Annotated in this window: 19 protein-coding genes; 4 read left to right on the top strand and 15 right to left on the bottom strand. The window is 57.9% G+C overall.

The genetic code is table 11. The annotated features are described in order from the left end of the window. Window positions 1–2 precede the first annotated feature (2 nt). The 6 genes from ftsB to cysG form a co-directional block, all read right to left on the bottom strand. Window positions 3–308, bottom strand: coding sequence for a cell division protein FtsB (gene ftsB, locus MKZ79_RS11005; RefSeq protein ID WP_336142057.1), 306 nt, complete (start codon window positions 306–308; stop codon window positions 3–5). Window positions 309–510: 202 nt separating this feature from the next. Next, a complete protein-coding gene (locus MKZ79_RS11000; RefSeq protein ID WP_336142055.1) occupies window positions 511–828 on the bottom strand; it encodes a DUF3561 family protein in 318 nt (105 codons plus the stop codon). A 56-nt stretch (window positions 829–884) separates the two neighbouring features. Continuing rightward, window positions 885–1,490: an adenylyl-sulfate kinase gene (cysC, locus tag MKZ79_RS10995; RefSeq protein WP_336142050.1), complete on the bottom strand. Its 606-nt coding sequence runs from the start codon at window positions 1,488–1,490 to the stop codon at window positions 885–887. Next, window positions 1,490–2,917, bottom strand: coding sequence for a sulfate adenylyltransferase subunit CysN (cysN, locus tag MKZ79_RS10990; protein WP_336142048.1), 1,428 nt, complete (start codon window positions 2,915–2,917; stop codon window positions 1,490–1,492). The genes cysC and cysN overlap by 1 nt, the downstream gene beginning before the upstream one ends. A 9-nt stretch (window positions 2,918–2,926) precedes the next feature. Continuing rightward, a complete protein-coding gene (gene cysD, locus MKZ79_RS10985) occupies window positions 2,927–3,835 on the bottom strand; it encodes a sulfate adenylyltransferase subunit CysD (RefSeq protein ID WP_336142047.1) in 909 nt (302 codons plus the stop codon). A 9-nt stretch (window positions 3,836–3,844) separates the two neighbouring features. Further along, window positions 3,845–5,260, bottom strand: a complete 1,416-nt coding sequence (cysG, locus tag MKZ79_RS10980) for a siroheme synthase CysG (protein WP_336142046.1) — start codon at window positions 5,258–5,260, stop codon at window positions 3,845–3,847. A 252-nt stretch (window positions 5,261–5,512) separates the two neighbouring features. Here cysG and MKZ79_RS10975 point away from each other — a divergent pair, with 252 nt between their 5' ends. Then, on the top strand, window positions 5,513–6,511 hold the full coding sequence (locus MKZ79_RS10975) for an aminopeptidase (RefSeq protein ID WP_336142044.1): 999 nt from the start codon (window positions 5,513–5,515) through the stop codon (window positions 6,509–6,511). 8 nt (window positions 6,512–6,519) lie between these two features. Beyond that, window positions 6,520–6,804, top strand: a complete 285-nt coding sequence (locus MKZ79_RS10970) for a YciI family protein (RefSeq protein WP_336142042.1) — start codon at window positions 6,520–6,522, stop codon at window positions 6,802–6,804. 58 nt (window positions 6,805–6,862) lie between these two features. On the opposite strand, the gene MKZ79_RS10965 is transcribed toward MKZ79_RS10970, so the two are convergent. From MKZ79_RS10965 to cysJ, 3 genes are all read right to left on the bottom strand, one after another. After that, window positions 6,863–7,594 carry a phosphoadenylyl-sulfate reductase gene (locus tag MKZ79_RS10965; RefSeq protein WP_336142039.1) on the bottom strand — a complete coding sequence of 244 codons (732 nt, stop codon included), beginning with the start codon at window positions 7,592–7,594 and terminating at the stop codon, window positions 6,863–6,865. A gap of 12 nt (window positions 7,595–7,606) precedes the next feature. Beyond that, on the bottom strand, window positions 7,607–9,322 hold the full coding sequence (gene cysI, locus MKZ79_RS10960) for an assimilatory sulfite reductase (NADPH) hemoprotein subunit (protein ID WP_336142038.1): 1,716 nt from the start codon (window positions 9,320–9,322) through the stop codon (window positions 7,607–7,609). A 64-nt stretch (window positions 9,323–9,386) separates the two neighbouring features. Then, complete coding sequence (gene cysJ, locus MKZ79_RS10955) at window positions 9,387–11,192, bottom strand: NADPH-dependent assimilatory sulfite reductase flavoprotein subunit (protein ID WP_336142036.1); 1,806 nt, start codon at window positions 11,190–11,192, stop codon at window positions 9,387–9,389. 305 nt (window positions 11,193–11,497) lie between these two features. Here cysJ and queD point away from each other — a divergent pair, with 305 nt between their 5' ends. Further along, the gene (gene queD, locus MKZ79_RS10950) at window positions 11,498–11,857 is read left to right on the top strand and encodes a 6-carboxytetrahydropterin synthase QueD (RefSeq protein WP_336142031.1); all 360 of its coding nucleotides are present in this window, start codon (window positions 11,498–11,500) and stop codon (window positions 11,855–11,857) included. Between the two features lie 128 nt (window positions 11,858–11,985). Here the strand turns inward: queD and queE are convergent, their stop codons facing one another. Further along, window positions 11,986–12,657: a 7-carboxy-7-deazaguanine synthase QueE gene (gene queE, locus MKZ79_RS10945; protein ID WP_336142029.1), complete on the bottom strand. Its 672-nt coding sequence runs from the start codon at window positions 12,655–12,657 to the stop codon at window positions 11,986–11,988. 136 nt (window positions 12,658–12,793) lie between these two features. Here queE and MKZ79_RS10940 point away from each other — a divergent pair, with 136 nt between their 5' ends. Further along, entirely contained in the window at window positions 12,794–13,783 is a 990-nt protein-coding gene (locus tag MKZ79_RS10940) for a hypothetical protein (RefSeq protein WP_336142026.1), read from the top strand. Window positions 13,784–13,874: 91 nt separating this feature from the next. Here the strand turns inward: MKZ79_RS10940 and eno are convergent, their stop codons facing one another. The 5 genes from eno to rlmD all read right to left on the bottom strand — a co-directional run bounded on the left by eno (window position 13,875) and on the right by rlmD (window position 21,625). Beyond that, entirely contained in the window at window positions 13,875–15,170 is a 1,296-nt protein-coding gene (eno, locus tag MKZ79_RS10935) for a phosphopyruvate hydratase (protein ID WP_336142024.1), read from the bottom strand. Window positions 15,171–15,248: 78 nt separating this feature from the next. Continuing rightward, window positions 15,249–16,886: a glutamine hydrolyzing CTP synthase gene (gene pyrG / locus MKZ79_RS10930; protein WP_336142021.1), complete on the bottom strand. Its 1,638-nt coding sequence runs from the start codon at window positions 16,884–16,886 to the stop codon at window positions 15,249–15,251. A gap of 215 nt (window positions 16,887–17,101) precedes the next feature. Further along, window positions 17,102–17,890, bottom strand: a complete 789-nt coding sequence (gene mazG / locus MKZ79_RS10925; RefSeq protein WP_336142017.1) for a nucleoside triphosphate pyrophosphohydrolase — start codon at window positions 17,888–17,890, stop codon at window positions 17,102–17,104. A gap of 165 nt (window positions 17,891–18,055) precedes the next feature. Further along, the gene (relA, locus tag MKZ79_RS10920; RefSeq protein WP_336142014.1) at window positions 18,056–20,281 is read right to left on the bottom strand and encodes a GTP diphosphokinase; all 2,226 of its coding nucleotides are present in this window, start codon (window positions 20,279–20,281) and stop codon (window positions 18,056–18,058) included. 27 nt (window positions 20,282–20,308) lie between these two features. Beyond that, the gene (gene rlmD / locus MKZ79_RS10915) at window positions 20,309–21,625 is read right to left on the bottom strand and encodes a 23S rRNA (uracil(1939)-C(5))-methyltransferase RlmD (RefSeq protein ID WP_336142013.1); all 1,317 of its coding nucleotides are present in this window, start codon (window positions 21,623–21,625) and stop codon (window positions 20,309–20,311) included. Between the last annotated feature and the right edge of the window lie 37 nt (window positions 21,626–21,662).

Genomic DNA, 21,662 nt, shown 5'->3' with positions numbered 1-21,662 from the left:
TTTTATCGTTGTTGATTGGCCTGCGCTTTTTTGCTGCGATCCGGCACAAGGCGATAGAAGGTCTCGCCGGGCTTGATCATGCCCAGCTCATTGCGCGCGCGCTCTTCGATAGCTTCCGATCCCCCATTGAGGTCGTCGATTTCCGCAAAAAGCCGATCGTTGCGCGCTTTTAATTTGGCGTTACTGCTCTGCTGCACCGCAACATCGTCGTTAACGCGCGTATAGTCATGTAGGCCGTTCTTGCCCAGCCAGAGCGAATATTGCAGCCAGCCGAGTAGTACAAGTAACAGCAGCGTCAGTTTTCCCATCCCCGCCCCCTGAAAAACGGCTCAATCATCCCATAACTTTTCTCCCGACTCCACTGCGGCCGCGAAATAGCGGTCGTTTGGCGAATCGGTGAGCGTTTAACGGCGTAAAACAGCGCCGCCGGGCAACCTTCTGTTACCACCAGGCGCATTCAGACATCAGATTTTGCCGGGGAAAAAGCAAACCCTGCCGCAACGAGCGCGTTTACCAGCCGCTCAGCCAGGTAAACAGCAGCCAGAAGAGACCGATCACCACCACGATGGTCAGCAGCAGCGTCCAGATCAGGTGACCGCGCAGCAGCACGCTGGCGACGATGCCGACCAGCACGGAAACGGGCAGCAGCGCGAGGAAGAAGGGCCAGGTATAGAGGAAGAAAAACAGCGTGTTGGAGCCATAAAGCATAAAAGGGATCGCGAGCGCGAACCAGTAGCAGGCGAAGCCTGCCACTCCACCAGGAAAAGACCAGGCCGGTTCTTCCTGGCGATCGTCTTTGCGGGCCAGCATGGGCGTAACGTTATGCATAAGTATCCTGTTGACGCGTAATACGGCCCGCTCTGAGGCGATTCGCCGTGGCTATCTCAGGCCCTGATAATATCGCGCTCACGCAGCAGATCTAACACTTGCAGGCGTAAATTTGTTACCAATTGTTCGCCATCCAGATGGATTTCTGGTCGTTCCGGCGCCTCGTAAACCGCGTCGATACCGGTGAAATTACGCAGTTCGCCGGCCCGCGCTTTTTTGTAGAGTCCTTTGGGATCGCGCGCTTCGCAGATAGCCAGCGGCGTATCGACAAATATCTCAATAAAGCGCCCTTCCCCGACCATATCGCGCACCATCTGCCGCTCTTCCCGATGCGGCGAGATAAAGGCGCTCAGCACGATTAAGCCTGCGTCGACCATCAGCTTCGCCACTTCGCCAACGCGACGAATATTTTCTTTGCGATCGGCGTCGCTGAAGCCCAGGTCGCGACAAAGCCCGTGGCGCACGTTGTCGCCGTCCAGCAGATAGGTGCTGGCGCCAAGCTGATGCAGCGCCTGCTCCAGCGCGCCCGCTACGGTGGATTTACCGGAGCCGGAAAGCCCGGTAAACCACAGTATCGCGCCCTGATGACCGTGCAGCTGCTCGCGTTCCGCACGCGTTACCGCGTGCGAGTGCCAGACGACGTTTTCATCGTGAGCGGCCATTATTGACCGCCTGAAATATCGCGCGCGCCCCAGTGCGGGAAGTGACGACGCACCAGCGCGTTGAATTCCAGCTCAAAGGCGCTAAAGTCGCTGGCGGTTTGCACGCTATCGGCCTTCGCTTCGCGGATCATGCCTGCGCCGACCGTGACGTTGCTCAGCCGATCGATAAAGATCATGCCGCCGGTTACCGGGTTTTGCTGATAGCTGTCCAGCACCATCGGCTCGTCGAAAGTGATATCGACCAGGCCGATACCGTTCAGCGGCAGGTTATCTACCTCGCGGCGATCCAGGCTGTTGATTTCGACCTGATAGTGAATCTTCTCCACGCGCGCGCGCGTTTTTTTACCGGCAATTTTGACGTCAAAGCTTTGGCCCGGCGACAGCGGCTGCTCGGCCATCCACACCACATCCACGCTGGCCGCCTGTACCGGCTTCAGATCGGCGTCGACGGCCACCAGCAGATCGCCGCGGCTGATATCGATTTCATCTTTCAGCACCAGCGTGATCGCTTCGCCCGCCTGCGCTTCCTGCAGATCGCCGTCAAAAGTGACGATGCGCGCTACGGAGGATTCGACGCCGGATGGCAGCACTTTCACGCGCTGACCAACCGCCACCACGCCGGACGCCAGGGTACCGGCATAGCCGCGGAAATCCAGGTTCGGGCGGTTAACATACTGCACCGGGAAGCGCATCGGCTGCTGCTCCACCACGCGCCTGACCTCGACGGTTTCCAGCACGTCCAGCAGCGTTGGGCCGGTATACCAGCTCATCGCCTGGCTCGCTGAGGCGACGTTTTCGCCTTCCAGCGCCGACAACGGCACAAAGCGGATATCCAGATCGGCCGGCAGCTGCGCGGCGAAATCCAGATAATCCTGTTTGATCTGCTCAAACCTTTCTTCGCTGTATTCCACCAGATCCATTTTATTGACGGCGACTACCAGATGCTTAATACCCAGCAGCGTAGAGATAAAGCTGTGGCGGCGAGTCTGATCCAGCACGCCTTTACGGGCATCGATCAGCAGGATCGCCAGGTCGCAGGTGGAAGCGCCGGTCGCCATGTTGCGGGTGTACTGCTCGTGTCCCGGCGTGTCGGCGATGATAAATTTGCGCTTTTCGGTAGAGAAGTAGCGGTAGGCCACATCGATAGTGATGCCCTGCTCGCGTTCGGCCTGCAGACCATCCACCAGCAGCGCCAGGTCGAGCTTCTCGCCCTGAGTGCCGTGGCGCTTGCTGTCGCTGTGCAGCGAAGAGAGCTGATCTTCATAAATCTGACGGGTATCGTGCAGCAGGCGGCCGATCAGCGTGCTTTTGCCGTCGTCGACGCTGCCGCAGGTCAGAAAGCGCAGCAGGCTTTTGTGCTGCTGGGCGTGCAGCCAGGCTTCCACGCCGCCCTGGTCGGCAATTTGTTGTGCAATGACGTTGTTCATCTCGGCTCCTTAGAAATAACCCTGGCGTTTCTTCAGCTCCATCGAGCCGGACTGATCGCGGTCGATAACGCGCCCCTGACGTTCGCTGGTGGTCGACACCAGCATCTCTTCGATGATGCCCGGCAGCGTCTGCGCTTCGGACTCCACCGCGCCGGTCAGCGGCCAGCAGCCAAGCGTACGGAAACGCACCATGCGCTGCTCGATCACCTCGCCAGGCTGCAGGTCGATGCGATCGTCGTCGATCATCATCAGCATGCCGTCGCGCTCCAGCACCGGACGAGGTGCGGCCAGGTAAAGCGGCACGATTTCGATATTTTCCAGGAAGATGTACTGCCAGATATCCAGCTCGGTCCAGTTAGAGAGCGGGAAGACGCGAATGCTTTCGCCTTTGTTGATCTGGCCGTTGTAGTTGTGCCACAGCTCGGGACGCTGGTTTTTCGGGTCCCAGCGATGAAAACGGTCGCGGAACGAGTAGATACGCTCTTTCGCGCGGGATTTTTCCTCGTCGCGACGCGCGCCGCCGAACGCGGCGTCAAAGCCATATTTGTTCAGCGCCTGCTTCAGCCCTTCGGTTTTCATGATGTCGGTGTGCTTGGCGCTGCCGTGCACGAACGGGTTGATGCCCATCGCCACGCCTTCCGGGTTTTTATGCACCAGCAGCTCCGCGCCGATCTCTTTGATCGTGCGGTCGCGGAATTCATACATCTCACGGAATTTCCAGCCGGTGTCCACATGCAGCAGCGGGAAAGGCAGCGTGCCGGGATAGAACGCCTTGCGCGCCAGGTGCAGCATCACCGATGAGTCTTTGCCGATAGAGTACATCATCACCGGATTGCCGAACTCTGCCGCCACTTCACGGATGATATGGATACTTTCCGCTTCCAGTTGACGCAGGTGGGTGAGTCGTTTTTGATCCATAACTTTTCCTCAAGCCAAATTCACAACGGCGGAAGAGCTAACCGCCCGCTGCGCTGAATGTTGAAACCACGCCAGCTGCTGATGCAGGTTAACCACTTCCCCAATCACTAACAGGGCTGGCGTTGGCGCACGTTGTGCAAGTTGTTCTAATTCCTGTAGCGTGCCGGTCAGCACCTGCTGATCCTGGCGCGTACCGCGACCGATCACCGCAACCGGCGTCTGCGCGTCGCGGCCATGCGCGATAAGCTGCGCGGAGATTTCCGCCGCCTTTACCGTGCCCATATAGATAGCCAGCGTCTGGCGGGCGCGAGCCAGCGACGGCCAGTCCAGTCCTTCGCCGTCGGCGCGGCAGTGGCCGGTGATAAAGAGCACGCTCTGGGCGTGGTCGCGGTGCGTCAGCGGAATACCGGCATAGGCGGTCGCGCCTGCCGCTGCGGTGACGCCCGGCACCACCTGAAAAGGAATGCCCGCTTCTACCGCAGCCTGTAGCTCTTCGCCGCCGCGTCCAAAGATAAAGGGATCGCCGCCTTTCAGGCGCACTACCCGCTTGCCCTTTTTCGCCAGCTCGACCAGCATACGGTTGGTCTCTTCCTGCGGCACGCTGTGCGCGCTGGCGCGTTTGCCAACGCAGATGCGGTCGGCATCGCGACGCACCAGATCGAGGATCTCATCGCTGACCAGATGGTCATAAAGCACCACGTCGGCCTGCTGCATTACCTGCAGCCCACGCAATGTCAGCAGCCCGGCGTCGCCAGGCCCGGCGCCGACCAGGATAATTTCGCCCTGGCTGGCTTCCGGGTTATCCAGCTGATCGGCCAGCGTCTGCTCCGCGCCGACCAGATTGCCGGCAGCGACCTGACTGGCAAAAAGGCCGTTAAACGCCGTTTCCCAGAAGCGGCGGCGCTGCGACATTTTGGTCAAGCGCTCTTTAACCCGATCGCGCCAGCTACCGGCAAGCGCGGCCATCTGGCCCAGGTTGCCCGGCAGCAAAGCTTCCAGCTTTTCGCGCAGCAGTCGCGCCAGCACCGGCGCCGTGCCGCTGGAAGAGATAGCCACCACCAGCGGCGAGCGATCGACAATCGAGGGAAAGATAAAGGAGCATTTAGGCTGGTCATCGACCACGTTTGCGAACAGCCGGCGCTCGCTGGCATCGTCAAAAACGCGGCTGTTGAGTTCGCTGTCGTCGGTGGCGGCGATCACCAGATAAACCTGGTCAAGCTGCGCGCTTTGATAGTCGCTGGCGATCCACTCCACTTCGCCGCTCTCTTTCAGCGCCGTCAGCTCTTCGCACAGCGCCCGCGCGGCAATCTGTACGCGCGCGCCTGCCCGGCGCAGCAGCTCGATTTTACGTGCGGCCACATCGCCGCCGCCGACTACCAGCACCGGTTTGTTCCGGATGTCTGCAAAAAGGGGAAGATAATCCACGTCAGCCTTGCTAAATAACAAAAAGTTAACGGCGACTATAGGGCGACGGCGAAGGCTTATGAAATTACTAATTGGAATGAGTAGTTACCGAATGGAATAACGTAGCGGCAAAGCTACGCACAAAATGTGCTTAACAGAGGAATTTCAGGGGCTTTCAGAAGGATTGTAATTGTGCGGAGCCGGTCACACTTTCATACTGGAGCCGCAAATATTTCCGCTGTATCAAGACAGGATGACGATTAAGGACGCCACATGTTTTCCCGACTTTGCCTGAGCGCGCTACTGGCGCTGGGCTCATTTTCTCCGCTTTACGCGGCGGCCAAAGAGGGCCAGTTCGCCGAGCAGCAGCTGCGGCATATCGCCGCGTATTTTCCGGGCCGCATGGCTGGCAGCCCTGCCGAGATGCTGAACGCCGACTATCTGCAGCAGCAGTTCCAGCAGTGGGGTTATGAAAGCAATAAAAGAGATTTTACCGCCCGCTATCAATACAGGTCGCAGGATGGACACGTTAGCGACCACAGCGTTACCACCACTTCCGTTATCGCCGCGCGCGCAGGCGAGGTGCCGCAGCAGATTGTGGTTCTGGCGGAGGCCGACACTTATTTGCCGTTAAGCGACGAGGATCGGCAAAAAAACCGCGGCGGCCTGACCTTGCAGGGCGCGGATGAAAACGCTTCCGGTCTCGGCGTGATGCTGGAGCTGGCGGAACAGCTAAAATCGGTGCCGCTGCACTACAGCCTGCGCTTTGTGGCGCTGAGCGGCGGCGCGCTGCACGCCGAAGAGGATTACCTCGCCCGCATGAAGCCGGAAGAGAAAAAGAATACGCTGCTGGTGATTAAGCTGAACAACCTGATTGTGGGCAACAGGCTCTGGTTTAACAGCGGCGCCAACACGCCTGAACCTGTGGCGCGACAGACGCGGGATCGCGCGCTGGCGATTGCCCGTGCGGCGCATATTTCGGCCGCTACTTTGGGCAAAGCGGTAAAAAGAGAACCCGCCGTGGAGACGTTCGATAAGGCCGGTATTCCGCTACTGAGCGTTCGCGCCGCCAACTGGGATATCCGAGGACGGCAGCTGCACACCACCAACGTTCATTTTCCGCTGGGAAGCTGTCAGCAGCAGGCGAGCTGCGACAGCCTCGCCTGGATCGATCGCTGGCTACCCAACCGTATTACTCGCCGTACGCAAGAGAGCGTCAGGATCCTGCTGCCGCTGATCCGCGAGTTAGCTAATCCCCAACCTGAAGCCTGAGGAATCTTATGTATATTGTCAGTCTGACCTACAACCAGCCAATAGAAGAAGTAGAAGCGGCGCTGGCGGCCCATCTCGCCTGGCTGGATCACTATTTTAACGACGGCACTTTTATTGCCGCAGGCCGTAAAGATCCGCGTACCGGCGGCGTGATTCTGGTAAAAGATATCGATCGGGCACGGCTGGATGAGATTCTGGCGGAAGATGCGTTTCAGAAGGTGGCTGATTACGAGGTAACTAAGGTCAACGTCACGCGCGGCGCGACAGACTTTTCCGCGCTGGTGGGAATGTAGTTACTTGTCTGAATGCGAAAATGTTCACAGGAACGCCCCTTAATCGGGGCGTTTTTTATTACTCGTGCAGGCCGCACTCGCGCTTGAGGCCGAAAAAGCGGGTTTCTTCTTCCGCCATGCCCGGCTCCCATTTGCGTGTGGTATGCGTGTCGCCGACGGAGAGATAGCCCTGATCCCATAACGGATGGTAGCCCAGGTCATGCTCTTTCAGATACTGATGCACCTGGCGGTTATCCCAGTCGATAATCGGCAGCACTTTAAACACGCCGCGCTGGATGGCCAGCACCGGCAGATTAGCGCGGCTGCCGGACTGTTCACGGCGCAGCCCGGCGAACCAGGTCTGGGCGTTCAGCGTCTGCAGCGCGCGGTTCATCGGTTCGACCTTGTTGATGTCGTTGTAGCGTTCAATGCCTTCCACGCCCTGCTCCCACAGCTTGCCATAGCGCGCTTCCTGCCAGGCCGCGCTCTGCTCGGCGCGAAACACCTTCAGGTTCAGGCCAAGCTTGTCGGTCAGCTCGTCGATAAACTGATAGGTTTCCGGAAACAGATAGCCGGTGTCGGTCAGGATCACCGGAATATCCGGCTTCGCCTGGGTGACCAGGTGCAGGCTTACCGCCGCCTGAATGCCGAAGCTGGAAGAGAGCACCGCTTCGCCAGGCAGATTCTCCAGCGCCCAGATCACGCGATCCTGGGCGGAGAGTTTCTCCAGCCTGGTGTTGATTTCCGCCAGCGCCATTACGCGCTCAACTTTAGGCAGTTCGTTCAGTGCCGAGAGATCGAGTAGAGCCATTTCGCGCCTCCGTTATGCCCAAAAATCGCGGGCCGGATCCAGAACGGGTTCCACCACGCCAGCGCGAATGGTGAAATCGCCAAAGCCTTCGTCCGCTTCACGTTCTTTTGACCAGCGACCCAACAGATGATCAAGGATAGTTAGAATTTCATCTTCGGTGATATTTTCGCGGTACATACGCGGGATGCGCGTCCCCGTGCGGTTGCCGCCCAGGTGCAGGTTGTAGCGTCCCGGCGCCTTGCCGACCAGACCGACTTCCGCCAGCAGCGCGCGGCCGCAGCCGTTAGGGCAGCCGGTAACGCGCAGCACGATATGTTCGTCGCCGACGCCGTGCGCCGTCATCAGCTCTTCCACATGCGTCACAAATGACGGCAGGAAACGCTCAGCTTCCGCCATCGCCAGCGGACAGGTCGGAAACGCCACGCAGGCCATTGAGTTTTCGCGCTGCGCGGTGACGCTTTCCATCAGGCCGTGCTCACGCGCGATGCGTTCGATCGCGGGCTTCTGCTCTTCCGGCACGCCCGCTACGATCAGGTTCTGGTTGGCGGTCAGGCGGAAGTCGCCGGTGTGCACTTTGGCGATCTCGGCCATGCCGGTTTTCAGCGGGCGGCCTGGATAATCCAGCAGACGGCCATTTTCGATAAACAGCGTCAGATGCCAGTTGTTGTCGATGCCTTTCACCCAGCCAAAGCGATCGCCGCGCGTGGTGAATTCGTAAGGTCGAATCGGCTCAAAGGTCAGACCGGCGCGACGCTCGACTTCCTGCTTAAAGGTTTCCACGCCCACACGCTCCAGCGTGTATTTGGTTTTGGCGTTCTTACGGTCGGTACGGTTGCCCCAGTCGCGCTGCGTGGTGACCACCGCTTCCGCCACATCGAGAATTTTTTCTACCGGCAGATAGCCAAATTCGCTGGCGGTGCGCGCATAGGTCGCCTTGTTGCCGTGCTCGATAGAGAGTCCGCCGCCGACCAGCAGGTTAAAGCCAACCAGCCTGCCGTTTTCGGCAATGGCGACAAAGTTCAGGTCGTTGGCGTGCAGATCCACATCATTATGCGGCGGCACCACTACGGTGGTCTTGAACTTACGCGGCAGATAGGTTTCGCCCAGGATCGGCTCTTTATCCGTGGTAGCGACCTTTTCCTGGTCCAGCCAGATTTCCGCGTAGGCGCGGGTTTGCGGCAGCAGATGCTCGGAGAGCTTTTTCGCCCACTCGTAAGCTTCCTGATGCAGCTCGGACTCGACCGGGTTAGAGGTACAAAGCACGTTACGGTTAACGTCGTTGGCGGTCGCCAGCGCATCCAGACCGACTTCATGCAGCATCTGGTGCGCAGGCTTGACGTTGCCTTTCAGAATGCCGTGAAACTGGAAAGTCTGGCGGTTGGTCAGGCGAATGCTGCCGTAGAGCGTATTGTCCGCAGCGAATTTGTCGATCGCCAGCCACTGCGTCGGCGTGATGATGCCGCCAGGCAGACGGCAGCGCAGCATCATCGCATGACGCGGCTCCAGCTTCTGCTCGGCGCGCTCGGCGCGAATATCGCGGTCATCCTGCTGGTACATGCCGTGGAAACGGATCAGCAGGAAGTTATCGCCGGTAAAACCGCCGGTCAGGCCGTTATCCAGATCTTCCGCAATCGTGCCGCGCAGGTAGTTGCTCTCTTTTTTCAGGCGCTCGGCGTCGGTCAGTTTGCCTTCAACCACCAGCGGGCCGGGATATTTTTCATTGCTCATAAGACTGTCTCATTTATATTCGTTAGTGCCGCCGGCGGGCCGCCGACGGGGCGAAGCGGCCTGACTAGTAGACGTCTCGCTGATAGCGGCGTTCGATGCGCAGCTCGCTCAGGAACTCGTCGGCGGTCTCAATATCCATGCCGCCGTACTGCGCGACCACTTCCAGCAGCGCCTGCTCCACATCTTTCGCCATGCGGTTAGCGTCGCCGCAAACGTAGATATGCGCGCCTTCCTGAATCCAGCGCCAGACCTCCGCACCCTTAGCGCGAATTTTGTCCTGCACGTAGACTTTCTGCTGCTGATCGCGCGACCAGGCCAGATCGATATTGGTCAGCAGGCCGTCTTTGACGTAGCGCTGCCACTCCACCTGATAGAGAAAATCTTCGGTAAAATGCGGATTGCCGAAGAAGAGCCAGTTTTTGCCTTCCGCGCCGTCGTTGTCGCGCTGCTGCATAAAGGCGCGGAACGGCGCGATGCCGGTGCCGGGCCCAATCATAATCACCGGCGTTTCCGGATTGGCCGGCAGACGGAAATTGTCGTTATGTTCAATAAAGACGCGAATTTCGCCATCCTCTTCCAGCCGATCGGCCAGGAAGCTGGAAGCGCCGCCCGCGCGGGCACGGCCATCGATTTCGTAACGCACCGCGCCGACGGTGATATGCACTTCGCTCTCGCTTTCCGCCTGGGAGGAAGCGATGGAATAGAGGCGCGGCGTCAGCGGACGCAGCAGTTCGATCAGCTGCTCCGCACGCAGCTCGATCGGTGCCTGGCGTACCATATCCACAATCGGCGTCGTCTGCGCATAGTGCTGCAGACGGCTCTTATCGCTGACCAGAGACAATAACTTTTCGTCACGGCTGAGTTTGCCGTACTGCTCGACGATCTGCGTGGTGTTGACCGTCAGCTCAAAATGCTTTTGCAACGCTTCGTTAAGCGAAAGCGTCGCGCCGTTAACGTCTACCGGCTCGTCGCCTTTCAGCCACAGCAGCTCGACCAGCTCTTTAACCAGCTCAGGATCGTTTTCATACCAGACGCCCAGCGCATCGCCTGGCTGATAGCGCAGGCCGGAATCGCCCAGATCGATTTCGATATGGCGCACGTCTTTGTCGGAGTTGCGGCCGGTGATTTTCTGATTGACGGCCAGGCTGGCGGTCAGCGGCTCCTCTTTAGTGTAGGGGCTGCTGAAAACTTCGTTCACCGTGCCGGTAGCGTTTGCCACGGCAGCGGCTGGCGATTCAGTCGGCACGCGCGCCTTAAGCACCTCGACAATCTTTTTACGCCACTGCTCCGCTTCCGCCGCGTATTCCACATCGGCGTCCACGCGATCCAGCAAGCGCTCGCCGCCCAGCTCGCCCAGCTTGCTGTCGAAATCTTTACCGGCCTGGCTGAAGAATTCATAAGAGGTATCGCCCAGCCCAAAGACGGCGAAGGCGGTGTTGTCCAGCTTCGGCGCTTTCTTCGACATCAGGAATTTGTGCAGCGCCACGGCCTCTTCCGGCGGCTCGCCTTCACCCTGAGTAGAGGTGATGACCACCAGCAGCTTCTCCTGCGCAATCTGCTTGAATTTGTAATCGCCCGCGTTAACCAGGTTTACGTTCAGCTTCGCCGCCAGCAGATCGTCGCGCAGCTGCTCGGCGACGCGACGCGCGTTACCGGTCTGCGAAGCGGAAAGCAGCGTAATGGTCGGCACATCGACCGGCGCGGGCGCGCTGGCGACCGTGGTGCCCGGCGCCTGATTGACCATGCCCCAGAAGTAGCCGGAAAGCCATGCCAGCTGCGTGGCAGAGAAATCGCCGGTGGCCGCCTGAAGGCGGGAAAGCTGTTCCGGATTAAGCGGAAGCAGAGAAGCGGGAGATGCCTGAGTCGTCATTGCTTTGAGAGTTCCAGTATCGGTGGTCCGGGCCGTAAAGACAGCAAGATAGCGTTAGGGTAACGACTGGCATAATAACCCTTAAAGAAGGGTTGGTAATATTAAATAACCAAAACGACTAAACGGTTTTACAACTAAGGGATAGTGCTGAAACAGGTTAATCAACCTTTTACCAATCAATGGGTTAAACGCACATCTTTTTACGTGCAGGGCAACCTGTGCTGAAAAGCCGCGAAACGGGTGCGAAAAAAGGCTTTTTCGGGTAGACTCCGCCCGTTTTTTTAAGAAATAACCGGGACTGTCATATGGCTACCACGCTGTTTAAAGATTTCCAATTCGAGGCGGCTCACCATCTGCCTAACGTGCCGGAAGGCCACAAATGCGGCCGTCTGCACGGGCACTCTTTCCTGGTGCGGCTCGAAATCACCGGCGAAGTGGACGCGCATACCGGCTGGATCATGGATTTTGCCGAGCTGAAGGCGGCGTTCAAACCGCTTTACGATCGGCTGGATCACTACTATCTGAACGAAATTCCGGGACTGGAGAATCCTACCAGCGAAGTGCTGGCGAAATGGATTTGGGATCAGATGAAGCCGCAGCTGCCGCTGCTTAGCGCTGTGATGATCAAAGAAACCTGTACGGCGGGCTGCGTCTATAAGGGCTGATTCTTTGGCAGCACGCGTCACCGCTTTGGGGACGCAGGAAAAAATGACAGGGATTAATTGAAAAGGCGGCTGCAGAGCCGCCTTTTTGTTGCCTGCCGTTTATGCAGGCAACGGCAAAAAAGCCCTAATCAGGCGATATTCAGGTACTTATGCGTCTGCATCGACAGGCGCCAGTTGCGCGCGATACAGGTTTCGATACACAGCTTCGTCGCGTCATCTTTTTGGCTAATCGGCTGCAGCGCGATAATGCGTGGCTTGTCGTCATTCAGCGTCGCCAGCAGCTCGTCCAGGGCATCCACATCACGCTGACGCGCTACCGGATGCTTCACCTCGTCGGCGCGCACCAGCGCCTGGTTCAGCACATCATAACCACCGCGCATATTGACCTTAGGAGAAACGGTTACCCAGGTTTTTTCGCTGCACTGAACCTGGTGCGTGCCGCTGGTTTCGATCTGGCAGCTAAAGCCCTGCAGCTCCAGCGCCTGCGTCAGCGGCGTCAGATCGTGAATGCAGGGTTCGCCGCCGGTGATCACCACGTGACGCGCCGTCCAGCCATGCTGTGCGATGACCTTCAGCAGCGCATCCGCATCCGCCGCGCCCCAGGCATCGGTTTCAACCATTTTCAGCAGAATATCGCCCAGCGAGGTTTCCCGATCGGCCAGCTTATCCCAGGTGTGCTTAGTGTCACACCAGCTGCAGCCCACCGGGCATCCCTGCAGGCGGATAAAAATTGCCGGAACGCCGGTGTAAAATCCTTCGCCCTGCAACGTCTGGAACATTTCATTAATCGGGTACTGCATTACGCACTCACTGGCTTAAAAATAGGGGCGCAGAGTATGACAGATAGCGGCTTTTTAACCAAATCACATCGTGCTGGGGAACCCGACAATCCTGTTGTTCCACTCAACTCTGTCACTCTTTTTTTGAGGTTACTCCATGAATATGCCAGTCGGCGGTTTATTGAATCGCGTATTGCTGAATGTCAGCAACGAGGCGTCGGACGCGTTCCTGCCGCAACAGTCCGGGACACGGGCAAACCAGGCAAACAGCATCAGCTTTGGCTCGCCCGCGACCAGCAATCTGCCGGAGCTAACCAAAAGCGCGCAGGAGAATACCAGCAGCGCGGGCAACGCCTCGTTCAATCAGTTTATGCAGCAGATTGGCAGGCTGTTGCAAACGGCGCTGTCCGCTATCGATTCGCTGGCGCAGCAGGTAAGCAAAGCTCACACGTCACCTGACAGCGCTAAGACCACCAGCAATAGCATCGCTGCGCCAGCACAAATGGCAACGGCATCTGCCACGGCAGACGGCAACAACACCGCCGATGTTGCTGCCGCTTCCGCAGCTGACGGCAGCAAATCGGTGAGCGGCAACAGCGCTCTCGATCCAGCCAGAAACAGCCTGACGTTTGAAAATAAGGGCGATAAGCCTCTGACTATCGCTTTTACGCCCAATGCCGATGGCAGCGCAAAACCTGACGATCTCACCCTGGAACCGGGCGAAACCAAAACGCAGAACTTTGACGCCAACTGGTCAGGGAATTTTCGCAGCACGGCCGGCGACGGCGCCAATGCCACTTTGGGCGAGGTGAAATTTGACGGCGGCAGCGGACAAACTTATTACGACGTCAGCTATATCGAAGGCAATAATGCCGCTATGACCATTGGCCCGGCAAAAGGCGACGGCAGGGTTTCCGGCACTTTAGACGATTTGGTCGCCAATGCGCCAGACAGCATCAAAGCAAAAGATGCGGACGGCAATGTTTACGGCCTGAAAAAATCCACCACCGCCAATCAACAGGATCCGGCGGTAGTGGACTACTACCGACAGCATGTTGCCGCCGATAAGGGCTATGTTATCCCTTCCGATGATGCCAGCACGCTGGGCAGCAGTTCGAAAAACCTGAAAGTCGAGCTGAAGGGCTGAATACGGCAGGCGAACAGACAATAAAAAAGCCTCGTCCGCAGACGAGGCTTTTCAGGCATTCCCAACCGTTAACGGCCGGGAAAAGCGAGGCTTACTGACCTTTAACTTCTTTCAGGCCGTTGAACGGCGCACGGCTGCCCAGCGCTTCTTCGATACGGATCAGCTGGTTGTACTTGGCAACGCGGTCAGAACGGCTCATAGAACCGGTTTTGATCTGGCCTGCTGCAGTACCTACCGCCAGGTCGGCGATGGTAGCGTCTTCGGTTTCGCCGGAACGGTGAGAGATAACCGCCGTGTAGCCCGCGTCTTTCGCCATTTTGATAGCTGCCAGGGTTTCGGTCAGAGAACCGATCTGGTTGAACTTGATCAGAATGGAGTTAGCGATGCCTTTATCGATACCTTCTTTCAGGATTTTGGTGTTGGTCACGAACAGGTCGTCGCCCACCAGCTGGATTTTGTCGCCCAGCACTTTGGTCTGGTAGGCGAAGCCGTTCCAGTCGGATTCGTCCAGGCCATCTTCGATAGAGACGATTGGGTACTGTTTGGTCAGATCTTCCAGGAAGTGGGTGAACTCTTCGGAAGTGAAGGCTTTGTTGCCTTCGCCAGCCAGCACGTATTTGCCGTCTTTGTAGAATTCAGAGGCCGCGCAGTCCATCGCCAGGGTGATGTCTTTGCCCAGCTCGTAGCCTGCCGCTTTTACCGCTTCAGCGATAACGGCCAGCGCTTCGGCGTTGGAACCCAGGTTTGGCGCATAGCCGCCTTCATCGCCTACCGCGGTGTTCATGCCTTTAGACTTCAGCACTTTCGCCAGGTTGTGGAACACTTCAGAACCCATACGAACCGCTTCTTTCAGGGTTTTCGCGCCAACTGGCTGGATCATGAACTCCTGGATGTCGACGTTGTTGTCGGCGTGCTCGCCGCCGTTGATGATGTTCATCATCGGCAGAGGCATAGAGAATTTGCCTGGGGTACCGTTCAGCTCGGCGATGTGCTCATACAGCGGCATGCCTTTCGCAGCGGCAGCGGCTTTGGCAGCGGCCAGAGAGACGGCCAGGATGGCGTTAGCGCCAAATTTGGATTTGTTTTCGGTGCCGTCAAGATCGATCATGATCTTGTCGATGTTTGCCTGGTCTTTGGCATCTTTGCCGGTGACCGCGTCAGCGATTGGGCCATTTACGGCTGCAACAGCTTTGGTCACGCCTTTACCCAGGAAACGAGATTTGTCGCCGTCGCGCAGTTCCAGCGCTTCACGGGAACCGGTAGAAGCGCCTGATGGTGCGGCCGCCATACCGACAAAACCGCCTTCCAGATGCACTTCTGCTTCAACGGTCGGGTTGCCACGAGAGTCGATGATTTCGCGACCGATGACTTTAACGATTTTGGACATTAGTTTTTCCTCAGTACAAGTTAACTTAAACTCAGACAAACAACGCGCGAATAGTTCGCGCGCTGCTATGAAAACTACTTATTTCGCCAAACGCTTCTGATGCTCGCTGGCTGCTTTAACAAAGCCGGCGAAAAGTGGATGACCGTCACGCGGTGTCGAGGTGAATTCCGGATGGAACTGACACGCAACAAACCACGGATGGTTCGGGATCTCGATGATCTCGACCAGTTGGTCATCGCCGGAACGGCCGGCCACGCGTAAACCAGCCGCTTCGATCTGCTTTAACAGCATGTTGTTGACTTCGTAACGATGGCGGTGGCGCTCAACGATAGTGTCGCTGCCGTACAGCTGGCGTACCACACTCTCCGGCGTCAGCTGACACTGCTGGCTGCCCAGACGCATGGTGCCGCCCAGATCGCTCTTCTCTGAACGAACCTCAACGTTGCCCTCTTCGTCGCGCCATTCGGTGATCAGCGCCACAACAGGGTACTTACAGTCTGGCACAAATTCCGTGGAGTTTGCGTCCGCCATGCCGGCGACGTTACGCGCGAACTCCATCAGCGCAACCTGCATACCCAGGCAGATGCCCAGATAAGGAATGTTGTTTTCGCGGGCGTAGCGCGCGGTCATGATTTTGCCTTCCACGCCGCGATAGCCGAAGCCGCCAGGGATCAGGATAGCATCCAGATCTTTTAAGATTTCCACGCCGCGGCTTTCCACATCCTGCGAGTCGATCAGCTTGATGTTGACCGTTACGCGGTTTTTCAGGCCGCCGTGCTTCAGCGCTTCAATCACGGATTTGTAGGCGTCCGGCAGTTCGACATATTTGCCGACCATGCCGATAGTGACTTCGCCGCCCGGATTGGCTTCTTCGTAGATCACCTGTTCCCATTCGGCCAGGTTGGCTTCCGGCGCGTTCAGGTTAAAGCGTTTGCAGATATAGTCATCCAGGCCCTGCGATTTCAACATGCCTGGAATTTTGTAGATGGAGTCGACATCTTTCAGCGAGATAACCGCTTTTTCCGGCACGTTACAGAACAGCGCGATTTTCGCGCGTTCGTTGGCGGGAACAGCGCGGTCGGAACGGCAGATCAGCACGTCCGGCTGGATACCAATAGAGAGCAGCTCTTTAACGGAGTGCTGCGTCGGCTTGGTTTTCACCTCGCCCGCCGCCGCCATATAAGGCACCAGCGTCAGATGCATATACATGGTGTGTTCACGACCGACATCAACCGCCATCTGGCGAATAGCTTCGAGGAACGGCAGCGATTCGATATCGCCGACGGTACCGCCGATCTCCACCAGCACCACATCGTGGCCTTCGCCACCTTCAATGATGCGTTCTTTGATGGCGTTGGTGATGTGCGGGATCACCTGAATGGTCGCGCCCAGATAGTCGCCGCGACGCTCTTTGCGCAGCACTTCCGAGTAGATACGGCCAGTGGTGAAGTTGTTGCGGCGGCTCATTTTGGTGCGGATGAAGCGCTCGTAGTGGCCCAGATCGAGATCGGTTTCCGCGCCGTCGTCGGTGACGAACACTTCGCCGTGCTGGGTTGGACTCATGGTGCCCGGATCCACGTTGATATACGGGTCCAGCTTCATGATGGTCACATTAAGACCACGTGCTTCAAGAATGGCGGCCAGGGAGGCTGCGGCAATGCCTTTACCCAGAGAGGATACGACCCCGCCGGTCACAAAAATATAGTTCGTTGTCATGCTGAACCTGAGAAAGTAGGTTTAAAGACGATGGAATAACCAGGACGGGAAAACAGTATACCGGAATCCCCTCTGCGCCACAATTAATCGTTTCCGGTTATCTGCCAGCCATCGTATTGACCGGCACGAGAGTACCCGATTCCATCGCCGCGGAAGTTGATAACGATCACATTTTTGTTGAATCGAGTCAGCCGGTTATTCGCCTTCAGGAATTTTCAGAGGCTTTCGCGGGATTTGATCTGCAGCCAGGCCGCTTCCATCTGCTCCAGCGTGGCGTCCTGCATCTGCAAGCCCTGCGCGGCGATAATCTGCTCAACCTGGCGGAAGCGCCGCTCAAATTTATCGTTGGCTTTCTGCAGCGCCGTTTCCGCCTTGCTGCCCAGATGACGCGACAGGTTCACGGTGGCGAACAGCAGGTCGCCAATCTCCTCTTCCAGCTTCTGCTGGTCGATCACCGCCTGCTGCGCTTCATGCATGACTTCGTCGATTTCTTCGTAGACTTTGTCCAGCACCGGCCCGAGGGTATGCCAGTCAAAGCCGACGTTGCTGCAGCGCTTCTGGATTTTGTGGGCGCGCATCAGCGCGGGCAGCGCGCGAGGAATATCGTCCAGCGCCGAATGCTGCGCTTTGTCGGCGCGCTCGCGGGTTTTAATCGCTTCCCAGTTCGCCAGCACTTCGCTGCTGTCCGTGACTTTCTCGTCGCCGAAAATATGCGGATGGCGGCGCTCCAGCTTGTCGCTGATGGTCTGGCAGACGGTTTCGAAGTCGAAGCGCCCTTCTTCCTGCGCCATTTGGGCATAAAACACTACCTGGAACAGCAGATCGCCCAGCTCGCCCTGCAGATCGTCAAAATCTTCGCGGCTGATGGCGTCCAGCACCTCGTAGGTTTCTTCGAGCGTATAAGGCGCGATGCTGGCAAAGGTTTGTTCGCGGTCCCACGGACAGCCTTTTTGCGGGTCCCGCAGGGTTTTCATAATGCCCAGCAGGCGATCGATTGCGTTCATAACCATGTCCATTTGTTAGAAATTGAGGAAAACAGAAGGTGACTATGCTGCATGGCGGCGCAAGATTGCTGTGGGCCGGACGCAGCGCTGGCCCACAGGGTAAACTTCAGGAAGCAATCAGGGCAAGCACTGCCGCGATGCAAAATGGCCGCGCCACCTTGCCGATTAATGCAATCTTCGCGCGTCGATGATATCGGGCACCTGATTCAACCGCGCCAACACCCTTCCCAACACCTGCTGATTATAAATTTCGATATCCATATCGATGGTGGCGAGCTGTTTTTTGGTATCGCTCCGGCTGGAAACGCCCAGCACGTTGACCTTTTCGTTAGCGAGGATAGTGGTGATATCGCGCAGCAAACCGCTGCGATCGTTGGCGGTGACGCGCACCACCAGCGAGTAGCCGCTGGAGTAGCTTTCGCCCCAGACCGCGTCGACGATGCGCTCCGGCGCGTGCGACATCAGCTCGGTCAGCTGGTCGCAGTCGGCGCGGTGAATGGAGATGCCGCGGCCCTGGGTGATAAAGCCGGTGATATCGTCGCCAGGGATCGGCTGGCAGCAGCGGGCGATATGGTGCATCAGATTGCCGACGCCTTCGACCACCACGCGTCCGCTCTCTTTGCTGCGCGGCACGGAGGATTTCAGCGTCAGCTGGCGCAGCGCCTCGCGATCTTCTTCTTCCGCGCTCGGCTTATTGAGCTTCGACTGCAGGAAGTTGCTCATCTGGTTCAGACGAATATCGCCGCCGCCAATAGCGGCCAGCAGCTCGTCCAGCGTGTTGAAGTTGTAGCGCGGCAGCAGCAGCTTTTCCGCATCCTTCAGGCTGATATCCAAATGATCCAGCTCGTTGTCGAGGATCTGCCTGCCCGCGACGATATTCTTGTCGCGATCCTGCTTGCGGAACCAGGCGTGAATCTTCGAGCGTCCGCGGCTAGTGGTGACGTAGCCCAGGTTAGGGTTAAGCCAGTCGCGGCTCGGATTCGGCTGCTTTTGGGTAATGATGTCGATCTGATCGCCCATCTGCAGCTGATAGGTAAAGGGTACGATGCGGCCGCCGATTTTTGCGCCGATGCAGCGGTGGCCGATATCGCTGTGAATATGGTAGGCGAAGTCCAGCGGCGTGGAGCCGGCCGGCAGATCCACTACGTCGCCTTTCGGCGTAAAGACGTAGACGCGATCGTCAAAGACCTGGCTGCGCACCTCGTCCAGCATTTCGCCAGAGTCCGCCATCTCTTCCTGCCACGCGATCAGCTTGCGTAGCCAGGCGATGCGCTCTTCATGCCCTGAAGCGCCACGCGCGCTGCCGCCGCCGCCCTCTTTATATTTCCAGTGCGCGGCCACACCCAGCTCGGCGTCCTCATGCATCTGACGCGTGCGGATCTGGATTTCCACGGTTTGGCCCTTCGGCCCCAGCACCACGGTATGAATAGACTGATAGCCGTTGGGCTTGGGATTGGCGACATAGTCGTCAAACTCGCTGGGCAGATGGCGATAAAGCGTATGCACGATGCCTAACGCACCGTAGCAGTCCTGCAGGCGCTCGGCGACGATACGCACGGCGCGCACGTCGAACAGCTCGTCGAACGACAGCGATTTTTTCTGCATCTTGCGCCAGATGCTGTAGATGTGTTTTGGTCGACCGTAAACCTCCGCCTTCACGCCCTGCCTGACGATTTCGTCGCGCAGCGACTGCACGAAGGTTTCAATATACTGTTCGCGATCGATGCGGCGCTCGTGCAGCAGTTTGGCGATGCGCTTGTACTCTTCGGGATGCAGATAGCGGAAGCAGAAGTCTTCCAGCTCCCACTTCAGCTGGCCGATGCCTAAGCGGTTGGCGAGCGGCGCGTAGATATTGGTGCACTCTTTAGCGGCCAGCACGCGCTCATCTTCCGGCGCATCTTTGACTTCCCGAAGATGGGCGATGCGTTCGGCCAGCTTGATCACCACGCAGCGGAAATCTTCAACCATCGCCAGCAGCATACGCCTGACGTTATCGACCTGCTCGGAGGCCATTGAGTCGTTGTGGGTCGCTTTCAGCTGCCGGATAGCGTCCATATCGCGTACGCCGTGTACCAGCGAGACGATAGCCTTGCCGTGCTTTTCTTCCAGCACCGCTTCCGACACCACGCCGGCGTCCGCCAGCGGAAAGAGCAGCGCGGCGCGCAGGCTTTCGCTGTCCATGCTGAGCATGGAGAGGATCTCCACCATTTCAACGCCGCGCCAGAGCAGAAGCGTGGCATCGGGATGCGTGCGGGTGGCTTCTTCGCAATAGCGCCAGGTGTCAGCCAGTCGTTCACATGACTGTGGATTCGCAATCCCCAGACTGGCGATCCACTGGTCGAGCGCAAACTCGCCGGCCGTATTCAGATGAGCACTTCTTACCGCAACCATATCCTCTCCAAACCTCCTTCCGGGAAGCTATATTCGGCTGAATAACACCATGGATTCGACGTGCCCGGTATGCGGAAACATATCAAGCAGGGTAATCCTTTCTGAGCGATAGCCAGCGGCCAGTAAAATCTGGCTGTCCCGGGCAAGTGTAGTCGGATTACAGGAAACATAGACCACACGTTCCGGCGCAAGTTTAACAATATGCGGAATCACTTCTGCCGCGCCGGAGCGTGCCGGATCCAGCAATACCTTGTTAAATCCTTCCGCCGCCCAGGCCTGAGCCGACACGTCTTCTTCCAGATTATGCTGGTAAAACGCAATGTTATTCAGATTATTCAGAGCCGCATTATACGCACCCTTTGCCGCTAATGCTGCAACGCCTTCCACACCGGTGACATTTTTCGCCCGCTTTCCTGAAGGAAGCGTGAAGTTTCCCATGCCGCAGAAAAGATCCAACAGCCGATCGGTCGGCTGTAAATCGAGCCATGCCATCGCCTGTGCGACCATCTTTTGGTTCAGCTCGCCGTTGACCTGAATAAAGTCGCGCGGGCTAAAAGTGAGCTTCAGATCGTCGATGTGGTAGCACGGCGCCTCGCCGCTAACCTGCTCCAGCGTTTCGCTGTCGGGCGCCAGAAAAAGCGCCACCCGCTGGCTATGCGAAAACTGTTCCAGTTTTTGCCGATCCGCCGCGCTGAGCGGATCGAGATGGCGCAGCAGCAGCAGCGGGCCGTTGTCCGCCAGCACCAGTTCGACATGACCCAGCCGCCTGACGGCCTGCAGGCTGCTCAGCAACTGGTGCAGTGGCGCAAGCAGCGCATCAAGTTCGGGCTTCAAAACGGGGCAATGCGTAATGGCGACCAGATCGTTAGAGTTCGCCTGGCGGAAGCCCATCTGCAGCGTCTGGCTGCGCGGCTGATAGTTGAGTCCTAAACGCGCGCGGCGGCGATAGCCGTAAGAGCTGCCCGCGATAATCTCATCTACCGCTGCCGGTTCGCCGGTTTGCTGGCTTAACAGCCGCGACAAAGCTTTGGCCTTGCTGCGCTGCTGCAGTTCGGGCGACGCGTGCTGTAGCTGGCAGCCGCCGCAGCAACCAAAGTAAGGACAGGCTGGCGCAACCCGTTCCGGGCTGGGCGAGAGGATACGTTTTGCCCGCGCGCGCGCCCAGTTGCGCTTCTCTTCGACAATTTCCACTTCCGCCTGTTCGCCGGGCAGCGCGCCGCTGACGAAGAGCGCTTTGCCCTGATGATGCGCTACGCCCTGGCCTGCGCCGTCAAGGTCGGTAACCGTCACGGTTATGATCTGGCGGGTCGTCACGCGCCGTTTTGCAGAGTAGAATTGCGCCATTACTTTTGTCTCGACAGTGGTTAAACCCGCGTAGCCT

The organism is Erwinia sp. CGal63, assembly GCF_037026505.1.
Classification (GTDB): Bacteria; Pseudomonadota; Gammaproteobacteria; order Enterobacterales; family Enterobacteriaceae; genus Erwinia.
This window is presented reverse-complemented; position numbering and strand designations above follow the sequence as displayed.

Coding starts and splice junctions, on each gene's coding strand:
- cysN (WP_336142048.1), bottom strand. CDS start 2,917: ATGAACAACGTCATTGCACAACAAATTGCCGACCAGGGCGGCGTGGAA.
- queD (WP_336142031.1), top strand. CDS start 11,498: ATGGCTACCACGCTGTTTAAAGATTTCCAATTCGAGGCGGCTCACCAT.
- MKZ79_RS11000 (WP_336142055.1), bottom strand. CDS start 828: ATGCATAACGTTACGCCCATGCTGGCCCGCAAAGACGATCGCCAGGAA.
- cysD (WP_336142047.1), bottom strand. CDS start 3,835: ATGGATCAAAAACGACTCACCCACCTGCGTCAACTGGAAGCGGAAAGT.
- cysI (WP_336142038.1), bottom strand. CDS start 9,322: ATGAGCAATGAAAAATATCCCGGCCCGCTGGTGGTTGAAGGCAAACTG.
- MKZ79_RS10965 (WP_336142039.1), bottom strand. CDS start 7,594: ATGGCTCTACTCGATCTCTCGGCACTGAACGAACTGCCTAAAGTTGAG.
- MKZ79_RS10940 (WP_336142026.1), top strand. CDS start 12,794: ATGAATATGCCAGTCGGCGGTTTATTGAATCGCGTATTGCTGAATGTC.
- pyrG (WP_336142021.1), bottom strand. CDS start 16,886: ATGACAACGAACTATATTTTTGTGACCGGCGGGGTCGTATCCTCTCTG.
- cysC (WP_336142050.1), bottom strand. CDS start 1,490: ATGGCCGCTCACGATGAAAACGTCGTCTGGCACTCGCACGCGGTAACG.
- MKZ79_RS10970 (WP_336142042.1), top strand. CDS start 6,520: ATGTATATTGTCAGTCTGACCTACAACCAGCCAATAGAAGAAGTAGAA.
- queE (WP_336142029.1), bottom strand. CDS start 12,657: ATGCAGTACCCGATTAATGAAATGTTCCAGACGTTGCAGGGCGAAGGA.
- mazG (WP_336142017.1), bottom strand. CDS start 17,890: ATGAACGCAATCGATCGCCTGCTGGGCATTATGAAAACCCTGCGGGAC.
- eno (WP_336142024.1), bottom strand. CDS start 15,170: ATGTCCAAAATCGTTAAAGTCATCGGTCGCGAAATCATCGACTCTCGT.
- relA (WP_336142014.1), bottom strand. CDS start 20,281: ATGGTTGCGGTAAGAAGTGCTCATCTGAATACGGCCGGCGAGTTTGCG.
- ftsB (WP_336142057.1), bottom strand. CDS start 308: ATGGGAAAACTGACGCTGCTGTTACTTGTACTACTCGGCTGGCTGCAA.
- rlmD (WP_336142013.1), bottom strand. CDS start 21,625: ATGGCGCAATTCTACTCTGCAAAACGGCGCGTGACGACCCGCCAGATC.
- cysJ (WP_336142036.1), bottom strand. CDS start 11,192: ATGACGACTCAGGCATCTCCCGCTTCTCTGCTTCCGCTTAATCCGGAA.
- MKZ79_RS10975 (WP_336142044.1), top strand. CDS start 5,513: ATGTTTTCCCGACTTTGCCTGAGCGCGCTACTGGCGCTGGGCTCATTT.